Origin of the sequence: Brucella gallinifaecis (assembly GCF_006476605.1) — a bacterium.
Taxonomy (GTDB): domain Bacteria; phylum Pseudomonadota; class Alphaproteobacteria; order Rhizobiales; family Rhizobiaceae; genus Brucella; species Brucella gallinifaecis.
This window is the reverse complement of the sequence record NZ_ML636804.1, coordinates 282,548-298,265: the sequence shown is the minus strand read 5'-3', so window position 1 is coordinate 298,265 and position 15,718 is coordinate 282,548. Positions and strand designations below refer to the sequence as shown.

Here is a 15,718-nt window from a genome sequence, read left to right as displayed (position 1 = left end):
CGCAGGCGTTGGAAAACCACTCAATGCGCATTGTCGTGAAAGACCGCTCAAAAGGAAAAGTATGCTATCGCGTATTCTGCCGGGGTTAAGCGAAAACATCCCTGTTTTCAGGCGATAACAGAAACAAACTTGCGCCAAACTGAAAAGTCCGTTTTTTGGCCAAGTTACGGAAAATACTACTAAATTTGTAGTATTTAGCGAATTTCAGAGGAGTAAATTGTCCTTTGGAGCAAACCGCCAAAGGATAAAAGCCATCAGAGAAAACCAAAAGTGCGCGCCTTGGCAACGGCCTGCACCTTGTTAACAGCAACTAGTTTGGTGAGAAGGTTGCTGATATGAAAATTCACAGTCCGGGTCGAGATATTGAGGATTGTGCCGATGATCTCGGCCGTCTTGCCTTCACTCGTCCAGCGCAGGATTTCGCGCTCGCGCAGTGTGAGATTGACTTCTGCCGCACAATTGATTTTTGGAACATCGAGATGCTCATACATGGCCAAATGCAAAAGATTGGTCACAATCTGCATCTGGCGCCGCAACATTGAAATCTCGCCTTCTGACAAGGCTGGCTTATCACGCGCAAATGTAAGAATGCCAAAAACGCCCTGCGCAGCCCAGCATGGCTGGGTGATACAGGTACGCAGTCCAAACTTCTGCGCATCGCGCCAAATCTGTGGCGCTTCAGCAAAAAGTTTCTCAGACCAAACAAGTGGTTCAATACTGTTTATCCCGCATCGCATAATGGGATCGATTTCAAGATATTTTTTTGCTGCATAATGCTGTTGCCAGGCTTCAGGCAAATTTTCAAAGCGTATCCAGCGTGAGACACTATCCAGCGACGGCACGCACATGGCATAGGAAACATAGGCAAAACCAAGCTCTGCCGCATAAGACTTGATATGTTCAAACAAAATTTCTGCATTATCGAATGATTGGACAGTCTCACAAAAATCTTCCCATTTCATAGCTGGAATCCTATTATTGTTTCAATGAACCAGATAATTCGGTTAGAGCGCGTTTCGTTCTGATTGAATCAGATCAGCGCTCTAAATATTTGTTTTGACGCGCATCTTTGCCCGAAAACCGTTTCACACTTTTCGGGATGCGCTCTAATTCCTCGTTTGAATATGCATCCTTATACGAGAACCGTTTTACACGTTCCGGGATGCATTCTAATTTTGATCAAACAGGTGCATTCTGTGTCGAATAAACGACCAGACAAACAAATAATAATTTTCAGGATTCTATGGCGCCGGAACCCGCATATGTATTTATCGACCACAATTCCGTGAGCCACCTGTATTATATAACATATAAAATACACATCATCCATATATATTGATTTCAATAGTTTTATAAATTTCACAAAACTGATACTTATTTAAAATAGTTCAAGTTTAAGTAACATTAAATAAATAAGCCCCGCAATGCGGGGCTTATACTTATTCCATAATTTTGATCAGGCTGCCGCGTCAACCGGCTCCGGCGTCTGGCCGGGAATGTAATTGAGGATCGGTCCAAGCCAGCGCTCGACTTCCTCAACGCGCATTCCCTTGCGGCTGGCATAATCCTCGACCTGATCACGCTCCACCTTGGCGACACCAAAATAATAGCTCTCGGGATGACCAATATAAAGGCCCGATACGGAAGACCCCGGCCACATGGAATAGCTTTCTGTCAGCTCAACACCCGTTTGCGCGGTTGCATCAAGCAATTCAAACAGGGTCTTCTTTTCCGTATGGTCCGGCTGTGCCGGATAGCCCGGAGCCGGGCGGATACCTGCATAACGCTCATGGATCAGATCATCATTTGTGAGATCTTCGCCCGGTGCATAGCCCCAGAACTCATTGCGCACACGCTGATGCATCAGTTCTGCAAAAGCTTCTGCAAAGCGGTCAGCCAAAGCCTTGACGAGGATAGACGAATAATCATCATTTGCCCGCTCAAAACGCTCGGCAATTGCCACCTCCTCAATACCCGCCGTAACAACAAAGCCGCCAACATAATCCTGCTTGCCGCTCTCAGCCGGGGCTACAAAATCAGACATGGCGACATTCGGACGACCATCACGCTTTGATAATTGCTGACGCAGCGTGAAGAAAGTCGCCAGCTCCTCTTTCCGGCTTTCATCGGTAAAGAGGCGAATATCGTCCCCCACCGTGTTGGCAGGCCAGAAACCGATAACAGCACGTGGTGCAAACCACTTCTCTTCTATGATCTTTGCAAGCATGGCCTGCGCATCATTCCACAAAGCACGCGCCGCCTCGCCCTGTTTTTCATCGTCGAGAATGGCCGGAAAGCGCCCTTTCATCTCCCATGTCTGGAAGAATGGTGTCCAGTCTATATAGCGTGCAATCTCTGAAAGATCGTAATTATCGAATGTTTTCGTGCCAAGGAATGTCGGCTTTGGCGGCGTATAGGCATCCCAGTCAAGCTTATGGGCATTTTCGCGGGCACGGGCCAAAGGCAGACGCTTTTTTTCCGCTTCATTGCGTGCATGGGCTGCTGCAACCCTGGCATATTCAGCACGGATGCCTTCTATATAATCCGCCTTGTTTTCAGGTGACAGCAGATTGGAGACCACACCCACCGCACGACTGGCATCAACCACATAGACCGCCTGCCCGCGCTCATAACGCGGATGAATTTTTACGGCTGTATGCACACGGCTGGTTGTCGCACCACCAATCAGCAAGGGCACATTGAAGCCTTCGCGCTCCATTTCAGCCGCCACATGCACCATCTCATCAAGCGACGGCGTGATAAGTCCCGACAGACCAATCACATCAACATTTTCAGCCTTTGCCGTTTCAAGAATTTTCTGTGCCGGCACCATCACACCAAGGTCAATGATCTCGTAATTGTTGCAAGCAAGAACAACGCCAACAATATTCTTGCCAATGTCATGCACGTCGCCTTTAACGGTAGCCATCAGCACTTTGCCAGCGCTCTGGCGGCCTTCTCCACCATTCTGGCGCTTTTCTTCTTCCATATAAGGCAGAAGGACCGCCACAGCCTGTTTCATCACACGGGCAGATTTCACCACCTGCGGCAAAAACATCTTGCCCGACCCAAACAGATCACCAACCACATTCATGCCGGCCATCAATGGGCCTTCAATGACATGCAGCGGACGTTCAGCCACAAGACGCGCCTCTTCAGTATCAGCTTCGATATATTCGGTAATGCCATTGACCAGCGCATGCGAAAGCCGCTGTTCCACCGGCCATTCACGCCAGCTCAGATCCTGTGTCTTTGCTTCTTTTGTGCCGCTGTCGCGGAAACGCTCCGCAATTTCGAGCAGCCGTTCTGTTGCGTCATCACGGCGGTTCAGCACCACATCTTCGCAAGCTTCGCGCAGTTCGGGGTCGATTGTGTCATAAACCGCCAATTGCCCGGCATTGACGATACCCATATCCATACCAACCTGAATGGCATGGTAAAGGAAGACAGCATGCATTGCTTCGCGCACCGGTTCATTGCCACGGAACGAGAAGGACAGGTTTGAGACACCGCCCGAAATATGCACATGCGGCAAGGTTTCGGTAATGCGGCGCGTCGCTTCAATAAAATCGACGCCATAATTATTGTGCTCGTCAATGCCGGTCGCGACCGCAAAGACGTTCGGATCGAAGATGATATCTTCCGGCGGAAAACCAACCTGTTCGGTCAATATCTTGTAAGCACGGGTACATATTTCGACCTTGCGCTGCTCTGTATCGGCCTGTCCGGTCTCATCAAAGGCCATGACGACAACCGCCGCACCATAGGCACGCACCAGACGCGCATGATGCAGGAAAGCTTCCTCGCCTTCTTTGAGCGAAATCGAATTGACAATCGGCTTGCCCTGCACGCATTTCAAACCAGCCTCGATCACCTCCCATTTGGAGCTGTCGATCATCACCGGCACACGCGCAATATCCGGCTCAGCCGCAATCAGATTGAGATATTCAACCATGATTTTCTGGCTGTCGATCAGGCCTTCATCCATATTGATGTCGATGATCTGTGCGCCGTTTTCCACCTGATCACGCGCCACATCAAGCGCTGTCGAATAATCGCCAGCCTTGATCAACTTGCGAAAACGCGCCGATCCCGTGACATTGGTGCGTTCGCCAACATTGACAAAAGGAATATCTCTGGTCAGCGTGAAAGGCTCAAGACCGGACAGACGCATCAAAGGCGGCACCTTGACCGGCTTGCGCGGCGGATGCTTGGCAACCGCTGCAGCAATTGCACGAATATGGTCCGGCGTTGACCCGCAACAGCCACCCACCACATTCACCAGACCTTCACGCGCAAAATCCTCGATCTGCGCAGCCATGGCTTCCGGGCTTTCGTCATACTGACCAAATTCATTTGGAAGACCGGCATTGGGATAGGCGCAGACAAATGTATCGGCAATGCCAGCTATTTCTGCCAGATGTGCGCGCATTGCATTGGCACCCAGCGCACAGTTAAGCCCAATCGTAAAAGGTCTTGCATGACGCAACGAATACCAGAAAGCTGTCGGTGTCTGACCGGAAAGCGTGCGACCTGAAAGATCGGTGATCGTGCCGGAAATCATCACCGGCAGATGCACATCCTTTTCCGTGAACACTTCTTCGGCTGCAAAAATTGCGGCCTTGGCGTTCAGCGTATCGAAGATGGTTTCGATCAGAATAATGTCGGAGCCGCCATCAATCAGGCCTCGAATCTGCTCGGCATAGGCAATGCGCAGATCATCAAATGTAACGGCACGATAGCCGGGATTATTGACATCCGGCGACAAAGACGCAGTACGGTTTGTCGGTCCGAGTGCGCCTGCAACAAAGCGGCGGCGACCGTCTTTCTGCTGCGCACGAATTGCAGCACGCCGCGCAAGACGCGCACCATCACGGTTCAGTTCATAGACCGCATCCTCCATGCCATAATCGGCCTGCGCGATAGTGGTCGAAGAAAATGTATTGGTTTCGAGAATATCGGCGCCAGCCATGGCATAGGCATAATGAATTTCTTCAATCGCCTTTGGCTGGGTGAGCGTCAGAAGATCATTATTGCCCTGAAGCTGGCAATCACAGGCTTCAAAACGCTGCCCACGAAAATGCTCTTCGTGAAAGCCTAACCCTTGAATCTGCGTTCCCATGGCACCGTCGAGAATCAGAATGCGCTCTTGAGCGGCCTTTGTCAGTGCTGCCAGCACTTGCCTGCCATCCGGCTTTGCTGCCGTTGCACCAAAAAGATTATCGAGAGAAGACGTCATGGGGGATTACCGCCTGTATTCCAGAGCATTTCCGGTCTATTTTGAGTCATTGAAAATGCTCAGCCTATTTGTGGAAATGCGCTACCAATTTGTTTAACGCACACTTATCCGCTCTTCACGAACAGGCGGCGCATAAAGCAACTTAATGACATAAACATATCTTTATGTCAATTATAATGCTTTGTTTTCAATTACTGTTTGCGCCATCACTGATGTGTTGCGAATGCGAAGAAAAAGTGAGTGTCCCCAGCCACCAGACCGCCACAATGGGCGATCAAGATATTGCCAGTGACATTGAAGATAAACCCTTTAATTATAAAGGAAAAATTGATGAAAAGGCTTGTATCATCCTTTTTCGCAGCATGTCTGTCACTGGCTATAGGCGTCACTGCTATGGCAGCAAATGCAGGTGCGGCACAGCCAACCAAACGCATAACACCCGCTGTCATGCATGGTATAAAGGCGCCTGTCGAGGCCGTTCAATATCATGATTACCGTCAGGATCGACGTGGCTGGCGACACCATCCGCCGCGTTATCGCCCTCACTACCGGCCACATTATCGAAAATGGGGTCCGCCTCCACGTTATCGTCATCATCCGCCGCGCTATCGCGCAGCACCGATATATCGACGCAGCAACGCGCATGTGCGCTGGTGCTACAACCGTTATCGCTCATATCGGGCTTATGACAATACGTTCCAGCCCAATTATGGCCCACGCCGTCAGTGCTATTCACCTTATATTTAAACTCAAAAGCCCCGGATTAACCGGGGCTGTTTCATAAATCTATTTTGCAAGATCAGGTGACGAAAGCGCCTATTGATGCTGCAACAAGGCCAATAGCGATAGCAATCATCACACCATAAACACGTGGCTTATCGAAAAGCACGGCAAAAGCAGAAAACCAGGCAACCACTGCCGCACCGAGTGCGAACAGAAACCCCGGCTTGTCGCCATGATAAAGATTGGCTGCCATCAGCGCACCGACGATCAGCGCACCAAAAACGATCATCAGCCCTGTGGCATAGCGTTCGTAATCGTCCATTTAAATTCCCTTGTTCCGATCGCAACAATCATGCCCCGGAAGGTATCGCTCTGTCATTTGGCCATATAATGTCATGACCATGGTCACGCTTATGGCGGCTATTTCCACACAATCACTATTTTCATCGTTCTTCAACCATTTCGCTGCGCCATCCGCAGCAATTATTGAGAATTATGCTATATGCGTATTTATGACTTCAACCGGCATCACCCTATTTGATACAGTGATCGGCCCATGCGGGATCGCATGGCGTGCGGATAAAATTATCGGCATGGAAATCGGTGATGCGGATGAAAGCGAAACGCGCTATCGACTGCAATCGCGCTTTGCAGATTTGCAAATATCTTCAGCGACTGATGATGCCAGCGACGCTCCCGATTATGTCAGCGAAGCCATTAGCAAGGTGCATATGCTGCTCACTGGCGGAAACCCGGATTTTTCACAGACCCCGCTGGCACTTGATCAGGTGCCAGACCTCAACAGACAGGTCTATGAAATCCTGCTGCAACTCAAAGCTGGCGAGACAATCACCTATGGTGCAATCGCACGCAGGCTAGGCAATATCGGTCTTTCTCAGGCGGTCGGTTATGCACTTGGCAAAAACCCGTTCCCGATTATCGTCCCCTGCCACCGGGTGATAGGTTCCAATGGCAAGCTGGGCGGCTTTTCGGCTGCCGGAGGCACGGCAACCAAGCTGCGCCTGCTCAATATCGAACGCGCCAGAACATCGCCTGAGCCGGATTTATTCGGTGGCCTACCCTTGCAGGCACCACCGCGGCTTGATTGAACTCAGCCCTTATCCGTTACAACATCTGCCGAAAAGCGCAATTCGCGCATCGGGCGCACATATTGCGTGGTCGCATCATAGGTCGGATGTTTCTTGAACGCGAAAAGCGCTTCCTCATCTTTGAACTCGGCATAAACGACAAGATCAATCGCATTACCCATCGGATCGACCTTGGAATTTGGCAAGACTTCAAACAGGTCTGAATAAGGAATAGTGCCCAGCTGCTCCAGGCCCTTACGCACGACATCGATGTCCTGACCTGGCTTGACGCTAAAGAAAACAATGTGGCGGATCACGTCTCGTCTCCAAAAATTGATGAGGGTATCTACCCCATCAAGCGGACAAGACAAACCACAAAAAAATGATCATCCCGCTTTTACGCGCCGCCAGGCATAGCTGCCTTCCTGCGTGACCGATCCACGACCGGGCTGATAATAGCCGGGCGTATCAACCAGACGCTTCTCGCCAAGGCGCGATTGTGCGACTTTGTTGGTCACTTGCAGGCTGTCAAAACCCGTACGCAGCATCAGTGCTGCCTGATCAATCAGCACATCACCTGCCGCCCGCAATTCTCCTTCAAAGCCTGCGCGACGCAGAATTTCAGCCTTTGAATATGAGCGGCCATCATTGAAGGCTGGAAACTCCAAAACAATAACCGGCAAAGTGTTGAGATGCTCAAGCAGAGGCTCGATCTTCTCGCCCGATGCTACCGATACACCAATACGACGATTGGAAGCGCGGCGCAGCTCTTCATCAAGCCCCAGCCATACAGCCAGAGGAATGATGATAGCCGGCGCGTCACCGGCTGTTTCCAGATCATCCGCGAGGACATAGTCGTCTTCACGAAAGCCCTGCTCGGACCAAAGTCTGGTTTCACTCATTTCTGATCCAAAGCTCCCATATTACTTTTTTCACGCGCATTTTACCCTAAAACCGCTACACGCTTTTCGGGATGCTCTTTAAGCTTTCGGCAAGTCCGCTCAGGTGAATGCCGCATTCAGTCTTTTCTGATCCCGCCCAGCGTCCGGCACGTTGATCTTCCCCCTCGCTCACTGGTCGCGTGCAGGGCATGCAGCCAATTGAGCGATAGCCCTGCTGCGTCAGCGGATGAACAGGAAGATCATGTAGACGCGCGTAGCTGCGCAGATCCTCAGCACTCATGCGTGCAAGCGGATTGATACGTATACGCGCACCTACCGATTCAAAAACCGGCAAAGCATTACGGGTCGAGGCCTGAAACTGCTTCCTTCCCGTCATCCACGCACGATAAGGCGCAATTGCACGCGCCATTGGCTCCACCTTGCGGATGAAACAGCAGCGATCCTTGTCAGTCATTGACAAGGCACCAAACGGATCATCTGCTTTCACACTCTCTTCAAGCGGCAGAATATCCTGCACATCAAGAAGCCCCAGCCGTTCCACAAGATCATGTCGATAATCAAGTGTCGCGCGAAAATGCTTGCCCGTATCAAGAAACAAGACCGGTGTCGCCGGATCAATCTCGGAAATCATATGCAGCAATATCGCCGATTCAGCACCAAAGGATGAGACGAGTGCAATACGCCCCTCAAACACCTCACGAATGCTCAGCCCGATCACCTCTTGCGCAGAGGAAGCCCCGTGGCTTCCTTCCAGCAAGCGAGCCAGCGCTTGCGCACGCTTTTCTGCATTGGGGTCCATATCAGGCAACACGACTGACCTCGCCATAAAGAGCGCGTTTAAACGGCTCCATCCCGACCCGTCGATAGGCGTTGATAAAGCTTTCCTCTTCGCTCTCGCGCAAGCCAAGATAGGTATCAACCACCGTTTCAATGGCATCGACCACATCCTCGGATGAAAAGCCGCGCCCCGTAATATCACCAATGGCTGTATGCTCATCCGCCGAGCCACCAAGCGTGATCTGATAGAGTTCCTCGCCCTTTTTCTCGACGCCGAGAATACCGATATGGCCGACATGGTGATGGCCGCAGGCGTTGATGCAGCCGGAAATCTTGATCTTGAGATCGCCAATTTCAAGCTGGCGCTCAAGATCACCGAAACGCTCTGAAATACGCTGCGCAACCGGGATCGAACGTGCATTGGCGAGTGCACAATAATCAAGGCCGGGGCATGCGATAATATCGGTGATCAGACCTGCATTGGCCGTCACCAGCCCATCCGATTGCAGCAGATCATAGACTGCCGGAAGATCGGCCTTGGCCACATGGGGCAGAACCAGATTCTGTTCATGGCTGACACGGATTTCATCAAAAGAATAGGTTTGCGCAATATCCGCCACCAGTTCCATCTGCTCGGCACTCGCATCACCCGGAATACCGCCAATTGGTTTAAGCGAGATCGTAACAACGGCATAATCCGGGTTCTTATGCGCAGTAACATTGCGCCGGGTCCAGGCGGCAAAATCGCTATCTGCTTTTTGCGTTACGGCCAGAATTTCCCAACCTTCAGGGCGTTGCACCAAATCCGGCATGCGAAAATAGCTTTCAATCGCGTCAATATCACGTTGCGGCAATTGAAGATCGCTGTAACGGATCTGCTCCCACTCGGCATCAATCTCTTTGACAAGCGGCTCGACGCCGGTTTCATGCACGAGGATTTTGATCCGCGCCTTATATTTATTATCGCGACGTCCGTAGAGATTATAAACGCGCACAATAGCCGTCACATAGGTCAGCATATCCTCAAGCGGCAGAAAATCGCGGATTTTCTTCGCAACCATCGGCGTGCGCCCCTGCCCGCCGCCAATATAGACGGCAAGACCCAGTTCGCCTGCTTCATTCTTTTTAAGCTGCAAGCCAATATCATGCACCTGAATGGCTGCACGGTCATGCTCGGAACCGACAATCGCAATTTTGAACTTGCGCGGCAGATAGGAAAATTCCGGGTGCAGCGACGACCATTGACGCAGAATTTCTGCCAAAGGACGCGGATCGGCAACCTCATCAGCGGCAGCACCCGCAAAATGGTCCGCAGTCACATTGCGAATGCAGTTGCCCGAGGTCTGGATTGCATGCATTTCGACTCTAGCAAGTTCTTCGAGAATGCGTGGCACATCTTTCAAGGCTGGCCAGTTATACTGAACATTCTGCCGCGTCGTGAAATGTGCAAAACCCCGATCATAATCGCGGGCTATCGAGCCAAGCTTGCGCAGCTGGCGGCTCGATAATGTGCCATAGGGAATTGCAACACGCAGCATATAGGCATGCAATTGCAGATAAAGACCATTCATCAGCCGCAGCGGTTTGAACTGATCTTCCGTCAATTCGCCTGAAAGACGGCGCTCAACCTGATCCTTGAACTGTGCAACACGGGCCGCAACAAAATCGCGGTCAAATTCATCATAACGATACATGGTAATTTCCGATATTCAGATCAGGAAGCTTGCTTCAGGGTTTTTTTCACGCTTGGCTTTATCCTATCGTAGCGGGATCAGAAATCAGTCCAGTGGACTGATTTCCCCGCGAAGGCGGTTCCCACTTTTGGGAGCCATGCGGTTGACCAAGCGTAATGATGGTGGGGCCGGAGAGCCGGATGCGCTCGCGCAGGCGAATGGGATAAAGCCCTTCGTCACGCTCTTCGACATCAATCACATTGACATCAACCACCAGATTGGCTTGTGCTGCAACCTTGCCCGCATCTTCGAGTGCGGCTACCGCCTCTGCATGGCGGGCAACCAGCGCACCATCAATGGTTTCCTGCCATGATCCGTCGGCGCCAAGCCACACAGCCTGTCCATCGATGAGCCGGTTTGCAGTGAGAACTTTTACAACCATTTCCAAACTCCTCAGATTCAGGCCGCGACAGGGACCGGTTTGACCGCCAGTGCCTGCGCCTTGTCGATAGCGGCGCCTGCAACGGCATCGCCGATAATGACCATGACCGGACCGCCCAGCTCTTTGCGCTCTTGCAGCGATGGCAGATCTTTCAATGTTCCATGAAACAGCCGCTTGTCCTTGCGGCTGGCATTTTCAACAACAGCGACCGCCGTATCTTGATGAAGACCGGCAGATATCAGACGGCTTGCAACCGAGGCTGCAACGCTTGATCCCATATAGACGGCAATTGTCGCACCAGAGACGGCAAGTTTAGCCCAGCCGGGCAGCACATCACCTGCCATGTCGTGACCCGTCGTAAACACCAGCGAAGATGCGACACCGCGCAGGGTCAATGGCAGTTCCATGTCGGCAGCGGCTGCAAAAGCAGACGTGATGCCCGGCACAATTTCAAAGCCAATGCCGGCAGAGCGCAATGCCGCCATTTCTTCACCCGCGCGGCCAAAGACCAGCGGATCGCCCGCTTTCAGACGCACCACGCGCTTGCCATCACGACCAAGCTGCACCAACAGATCATTGATCTCGTTCTGGCTTTTGGAATGGCAACCCTTGCGCTTTCCGACCGGAAGACGTTCTGCATCGCGACGCCCCATGGCAATCACACTTTCCGGCACCAATGCGTCATGCACGATCACATCGGCTTCCATCAGCACACGATGCGCACGTAAAGTCAGCAGGTCTTCTGCACCCGGACCCGCACCAACCAGCCAGACATAACCAGCAGCATTCTGTGATTGTGCGATTAATTCATTTGCAGCCTTGTCGGCTTGCTCGCGATCACCGTTTTCAACGCAACGCGCAACAGAACCGGAAAGGAAGCTACGCCAAAAACTGCGCCGCACCAGACCTTTGGGCAGAAGTTTTTCGACCCGCACACGCCAGCTTTCAGCATAATGCGCAAGATCGCCAAGGCGAGGCGAAAAGGCCGCATCAATACGCGCACGCACCATCTGCGCCAGCACGGGGGCCGCCCCTTCCGTGCCAATGGCAATGGCAATCGGCGCACGGTTTACGATAGCCGGGGTCAAAAAATCGCAAAGAGCGGGACGATCGACAACATTGACCGGAATCCTCTCAGCTTTGGCAATCGCTGCAATCGCACGATCCTGATGCTCGCTGCCGGTTGCCACGAAAACCAGCTTCGCGCCTTCAAGATGTTTTGGTTCAAAAGCTGCAATAATCTGCTCTGCATCATGGCTTTCAATGAAAGCTGCCAGAGCGGGTTCAAACTCTGGCGCAACAATACGCAAACGAGCCGACGTCTGCGCCACAAGACGCGCTTTGTTAAGCGCTTCTTCGCCACCACCAATAATAACCACCACTTCTCCCGAAACACGGAAGAAGGCAGGAAAATCAGCAAGAAGTCGTTGGGACGCAAGAGCCACAGCAGTATCCTTTTTAAGACTGCTGCTATTATTCCCGGACTGGCAAAATTTTATAAGAAACGGGCTTGCGTGGTAAAATCACGCGGAGCATCACTTTTCCTCTGAAAGGGCATTTTGAGGATTTTAATTCCTGTTTGCCTTAAATTATATCCCATAATTTTTGTAGGATTTACAAAAACTTACAAGTAATTGCCGGAGGTAAAAAATGCGGCCACATGCTTTGGCCAGCGACGCGGCAGGACAGCCACGAGGTCAAAGCGCAGTGATAATTTTGCATGGTCGGGCTGGCGTTGCAGCCATAGATCGGCTGCCGCCTCGATCCGGCGCATCGCTTGCGGCGTGACGGCCAGTTGTGCGGCTTCTATGCTTGGCCGTGCTTTAACTTCAACAATCAAAATGAGATTGCCGCGCCGGGCAATCAGATCAATTTCACCCAGCCGCGTGCGATAGCGGCGTGCAATAATACGATAACCTTTGAGCATGAGCGCGAAAGCCGCCAGCCGCTCGGCGCTGTGTCCGCGAAAGAAAGCAATACGCTTTTTTTCACGGAAATCACGCATCAGCCTTGCGCCTTTAACTGCATCAGACGCTGATAGAGCACCGATTTTTGCTCGCCGGTCATCTTTGCGGCCTCACCTGCAGCTTTTGATGGTGGCAATTCTTGTGCGAGCGAAAGCAACAGCTTGTCGATGTCTTCTTCACTTTGCGGACCGGCCTCACCTGTTGGCGGACCAACCAGCAGCACGATTTCACCGCGAATACGATCTTCACCGTCAAATTGTTGTTTCAACTCGCCCAGGGTTGCGGTGACGATGGTTTCATAGGCCTTGGTCAGTTCGCGGCAAAGTGCTGCCTCGCGCGCATCGCCAAACACCGCGGCCATATCGGCAAGAGTTGTTGCCGTACGATTGGGCGATTCATAGAACACAAGCGTTGCATCGATATTCTTGAGGCTTTCGAGCCTGGAGGTTTTCTGACCGTGCTTGACCGGCAAAAAGCCGCAAAACATGAAAGCATCGGTGGGAAGCCCGGACGCTGCCAATGCTGCAAGAAGTGCGGACGCGCCCGGAACCGGCACAACGCGAATGCCTGCCTCTCGGGCCTCTCCGACAAGCCGGAAACCCGGATCAGACACGAGCGGCGTGCCTGCGTCAGACACCAGTGCCACGCTTTTTCCAGACTGCAAAGCTGCAATCAGCTTTGCGCCAGCTTCAGCAGCATTATGCTCGTGATAGCTGACCGGGCGGCGGATAATACCATAACGATCCAGCAGCACACGGGTTACGCGGGTATCTTCACAGGCCACAATATCGGCACTCGCAAGAACCTCCAGCCCACGCAGCGTCATATCGCCAAGATTACCGATAGGCGTGGAGACGATATAAAGCGCGGGTTCGATCGGGCGTGCACGCTGAGTGATGCCGCCAACAACAAATTCGCGTTTCTGATCGTCCAAAAAGTCAGCCATACATCTTTCCTAAGCCGCCAGATCAGCCACCAGCGCATCAAGCACCAGCGAACCATCCGGCGTCGCACGGATGAAAGTCCCATCCATCTTTTCAATCATGTTTGAAGCAATCAGCCGTTCAAGGCGCCTGCGATCAATATCATGGCCGGTCAGCCGATGATAACGTGCAAGATCAATGCCTTCACGCAGCCGCAGCCCCATCATCAGGAATTCATCGCCCTCCTGATTGCCATTGAGATATTCTTCTTCAATGATGCCATGGCCATTGGTCTCAACCTTTTCGAGCCAGGTTTCCGGGTGTTTTTCGGTCATTGTGACCGTGCGCGTGCCGTTTTCAACAAAACGCCCATGCGCTCCCGGGCCAATGCCGACATATTGCCCATAACGCCAGTAAACCAGATTGTGCTGCGACTCGCGCCCCGGCACTGCATGGTTTGAAATTTCATAGGCAGGCAGACCATGTTGCGCCGTGATCTTTTGCGTTTCTTCATAAAGAGCCGCCGCATGATCAGGCTCAGGTGTGGTCAGTTTGCCAGCCTTCCACAGATTATAGAACTGTGTGCCTTCCTCAATCGTCAATTGATAGAGCGAGAGGTGATCGGCGGCCAGATCAATGGCTTCTTTCAACTCGTCGCGCCAGGCTTCAATGGTCTGATCGGGCCGCGCATAGATGAGATCAAACGAAAGCCGCGGGAAAATCTCACGCGCAAGCCGGATTGCAGCCTTGGCCTCATCAACCGAATGCATACGCCCGAGACGTCGCAGATCAGGAGCGTTCAGCGCCTGAATACCGAGCGAAACACGGTTGACACCCGCCGCACGATAGCCGCGAAAACGATCAGCTTCCACGCTTGTCGGATTGGCTTCCAGTGTCACTTCAATGTCAGGCGCCACAGACCAGCGTGAGGCAATGCCATCAAGCAGACTGCCAACCGTCGAGGGCTGCATCAGCGATGGTGTACCGCCGCCCAAAAAGATGCTGGTGACTATGCGTGATCCGGTGCGCTCGCGCAGCGTGTCCATCTCGCGGTTGAATGCGTGCGCAAAACGCTCCTGATCAACCGGCTGATGCCGTACATGGCTGTTAAAATCGCAATAGGGGCATTTGGCGAGACAAAACGGCCAATGCACATAGACTCCGAATGCACTCTCTGCATCTGTCCGCGCGATTGAAATCGCGCTAGCTCCATCCGCTCGTGCAATCGGCAAAATATCAGCAGATGGAGAAAAGTGATGGTTCATTCGGGCGTATCCGAAACAACACCGAGTGCCTTTTCAGCAAAAAGCTTGAAGGCACGCGCACGATGCGAAAGTGCAGACGCTTCCCCCGGTTTCCAGCCGTGTTTTTCATCGGCAGTCATTTCGCCAAAGGTTTTTTCATAACCCTGCGGCTTGAAAACCGGGTCATAACCAAAACCAATATCGCCCCGTGGAGGCCAGACCAATGTGCCTTCCACTTCGCCGCGATAATATTGTGCTTCACCATCCGGCCATGCAAGGCAGATCACCGAAACAAAACGCGCCTTTCGCTGATCCGGCGTTGTCGCAGCTTTTGCCTGCAAAAGATCTTCCACCTTTTGCATCGCCATATTAAAATCGCGGGTGCCGTCTTCGGTCTCAGCCCAATCCGCCGTGTAAACGCCCGGATCACCATCCAGCGCATCAACCATCACGCCGGAGTCATCAGACAGCGAAGGCAAACCTGTGGCTTCGGCTGCCGCCAGCGCCTTGATATAAGCATTCTGCTCAAATGTCGTGCCGGTTTCTTCCGGTTCCGGCAGACCGAGAGCGGCAACAGAACTCACCTCAAAGCCAAACGGCGCAATCAGCCCATCGAATTCGCGCAATTTGCCTGCATTGTGCGATGCAACGATGAGTTTACCCTTTTCAAGCACCCGCATTGTTCTTTCCTGCTGTTAATCGGCCATGTTATCATTTGACCGTGCCGTCATTCGGCATGA

15 protein-coding genes are annotated in these 15,718 nt (G+C 52.2%); 2 read left to right on the top strand and 13 right to left on the bottom strand.

The genetic code is table 11. The features are described from left to right. Positions 1 to 254: 254 nt before the first annotated feature. A complete protein-coding gene (locus FHY56_RS09660) occupies positions 255 to 962 on the bottom strand; it encodes a LuxR family transcriptional regulator (protein WP_140904951.1) in 708 nt (235 codons plus the stop codon). A gap of 494 nt (positions 963 to 1,456) precedes the next feature. Continuing rightward, positions 1,457 to 5,239 (bottom strand): methionine synthase, encoded by a 3,783-nt coding sequence (gene metH / locus FHY56_RS09655; RefSeq protein ID WP_140904950.1) that lies wholly within the window; start codon positions 5,237 to 5,239, stop codon positions 1,457 to 1,459. Positions 5,240 to 5,569: 330 nt separating this feature from the next. On the opposite strand from metH, the gene FHY56_RS09650 reads away from it, so the two are divergent. Beyond that, positions 5,570 to 5,986, top strand: a complete 417-nt coding sequence (locus FHY56_RS09650; protein ID WP_140904949.1) for a BA14K family protein — start codon at positions 5,570 to 5,572, stop codon at positions 5,984 to 5,986. Positions 5,987 to 6,038: 52 nt separating this feature from the next. Here the strand turns inward: FHY56_RS09650 and FHY56_RS09645 are convergent, their stop codons facing one another. Next, a complete protein-coding gene (locus FHY56_RS09645) occupies positions 6,039 to 6,284 on the bottom strand; it encodes a hypothetical protein (protein WP_094578781.1) in 246 nt (81 codons plus the stop codon). A gap of 190 nt (positions 6,285 to 6,474) precedes the next feature. Between FHY56_RS09645 and FHY56_RS09640 the strand changes: the two genes are divergently transcribed. Then, positions 6,475 to 7,071 (top strand): methylated-DNA--[protein]-cysteine S-methyltransferase, encoded by a 597-nt coding sequence (locus tag FHY56_RS09640; RefSeq protein WP_140905034.1) that lies wholly within the window; start codon positions 6,475 to 6,477, stop codon positions 7,069 to 7,071. 2 nt (positions 7,072 to 7,073) lie between these two features. On the opposite strand, the gene FHY56_RS09635 is transcribed toward FHY56_RS09640, so the two are convergent. From FHY56_RS09635 to rdgB, 10 genes are all read right to left on the bottom strand, one after another. Then, positions 7,074 to 7,367: a Dabb family protein gene (locus tag FHY56_RS09635; RefSeq protein WP_140904948.1), complete on the bottom strand. Its 294-nt coding sequence runs from the start codon at positions 7,365 to 7,367 to the stop codon at positions 7,074 to 7,076. Between the two features lie 69 nt (positions 7,368 to 7,436). After that, positions 7,437 to 7,952, bottom strand: a complete 516-nt coding sequence (locus FHY56_RS09630) for a DUF934 domain-containing protein (protein ID WP_140904947.1) — start codon at positions 7,950 to 7,952, stop codon at positions 7,437 to 7,439. A 55-nt stretch (positions 7,953 to 8,007) separates the two neighbouring features. Continuing rightward, positions 8,008 to 8,763 carry a phosphoadenylyl-sulfate reductase gene (locus FHY56_RS09625; protein WP_193556777.1) on the bottom strand — a complete coding sequence of 252 codons (756 nt, stop codon included), beginning with the start codon at positions 8,761 to 8,763 and terminating at the stop codon, positions 8,008 to 8,010. Further along, positions 8,753 to 10,423, bottom strand: coding sequence for a nitrite/sulfite reductase (locus FHY56_RS09620; protein WP_140904946.1), 1,671 nt, complete (start codon positions 10,421 to 10,423; stop codon positions 8,753 to 8,755). The genes FHY56_RS09625 and FHY56_RS09620 overlap by 11 nt, the downstream gene beginning before the upstream one ends. 58 nt (positions 10,424 to 10,481) lie before the next feature. Beyond that, positions 10,482 to 10,844, bottom strand: a complete 363-nt coding sequence (locus tag FHY56_RS09615) for a DUF2849 domain-containing protein (protein WP_235889461.1) — start codon at positions 10,842 to 10,844, stop codon at positions 10,482 to 10,484. A 17-nt stretch (positions 10,845 to 10,861) separates the two neighbouring features. Further along, the gene (gene cysG, locus FHY56_RS09610; RefSeq protein ID WP_140904945.1) at positions 10,862 to 12,289 is read right to left on the bottom strand and encodes a siroheme synthase CysG; all 1,428 of its coding nucleotides are present in this window, start codon (positions 12,287 to 12,289) and stop codon (positions 10,862 to 10,864) included. Between the two features lie 179 nt (positions 12,290 to 12,468). After that, complete coding sequence (locus FHY56_RS09605) at positions 12,469 to 12,849, bottom strand: YraN family protein (RefSeq protein ID WP_140904944.1); 381 nt, start codon at positions 12,847 to 12,849, stop codon at positions 12,469 to 12,471. Next, positions 12,849 to 13,757: a 16S rRNA (cytidine(1402)-2'-O)-methyltransferase gene (gene rsmI, locus FHY56_RS09600; protein ID WP_140904943.1), complete on the bottom strand. Its 909-nt coding sequence runs from the start codon at positions 13,755 to 13,757 to the stop codon at positions 12,849 to 12,851. The genes FHY56_RS09605 and rsmI overlap by 1 nt, the downstream gene beginning before the upstream one ends. Before the next feature lie 9 nt (positions 13,758 to 13,766). Continuing rightward, a complete protein-coding gene (gene hemW, locus FHY56_RS09595) occupies positions 13,767 to 14,999 on the bottom strand; it encodes a radical SAM family heme chaperone HemW (RefSeq protein ID WP_140904942.1) in 1,233 nt (410 codons plus the stop codon). Next, the gene (gene rdgB / locus FHY56_RS09590) at positions 14,996 to 15,658 is read right to left on the bottom strand and encodes an RdgB/HAM1 family non-canonical purine NTP pyrophosphatase (protein WP_140904941.1); all 663 of its coding nucleotides are present in this window, start codon (positions 15,656 to 15,658) and stop codon (positions 14,996 to 14,998) included. The genes hemW and rdgB overlap by 4 nt, the downstream gene beginning before the upstream one ends. Positions 15,659 to 15,718 lie beyond the last annotated feature (60 nt).

What these genes read in the sequence shown, in the direction of transcription:
- FHY56_RS09660 (WP_140904951.1), bottom strand. Translation starts at nt 962, where the DNA reads ATGAAATGGGAAGATTTTTGTGAGACTGTCCAATCATTCGATAATGCA.
- metH (WP_140904950.1), bottom strand. Translation starts at nt 5,239, where the DNA reads ATGACGTCTTCTCTCGATAATCTTTTTGGTGCAACGGCAGCAAAGCCG.
- FHY56_RS09650 (WP_140904949.1), top strand. Translation starts at nt 5,570, where the DNA reads ATGAAAAGGCTTGTATCATCCTTTTTCGCAGCATGTCTGTCACTGGCT.
- FHY56_RS09645 (WP_094578781.1), bottom strand. Translation starts at nt 6,284, where the DNA reads ATGGACGATTACGAACGCTATGCCACAGGGCTGATGATCGTTTTTGGT.
- FHY56_RS09640 (WP_140905034.1), top strand. Translation starts at nt 6,475, where the DNA reads ATGACTTCAACCGGCATCACCCTATTTGATACAGTGATCGGCCCATGC.
- FHY56_RS09630 (WP_140904947.1), bottom strand. Translation starts at nt 7,952, where the DNA reads ATGAGTGAAACCAGACTTTGGTCCGAGCAGGGCTTTCGTGAAGACGAC.
- FHY56_RS09620 (WP_140904946.1), bottom strand. Translation starts at nt 10,423, where the DNA reads ATGTATCGTTATGATGAATTTGACCGCGATTTTGTTGCGGCCCGTGTT.
- FHY56_RS09615 (WP_235889461.1), bottom strand. Translation starts at nt 10,844, where the DNA reads ATGGTTGTAAAAGTTCTCACTGCAAACCGGCTCATCGATGGACAGGCT.
- FHY56_RS09605 (WP_140904944.1), bottom strand. Translation starts at nt 12,849, where the DNA reads ATGCGTGATTTCCGTGAAAAAAAGCGTATTGCTTTCTTTCGCGGACAC.
- rsmI (WP_140904943.1), bottom strand. Translation starts at nt 13,757, where the DNA reads ATGGCTGACTTTTTGGACGATCAGAAACGCGAATTTGTTGTTGGCGGC.
- hemW (WP_140904942.1), bottom strand. Translation starts at nt 14,999, where the DNA reads ATGAACCATCACTTTTCTCCATCTGCTGATATTTTGCCGATTGCACGA.
- rdgB (WP_140904941.1), bottom strand. Translation starts at nt 15,658, where the DNA reads ATGCGGGTGCTTGAAAAGGGTAAACTCATCGTTGCATCGCACAATGCA.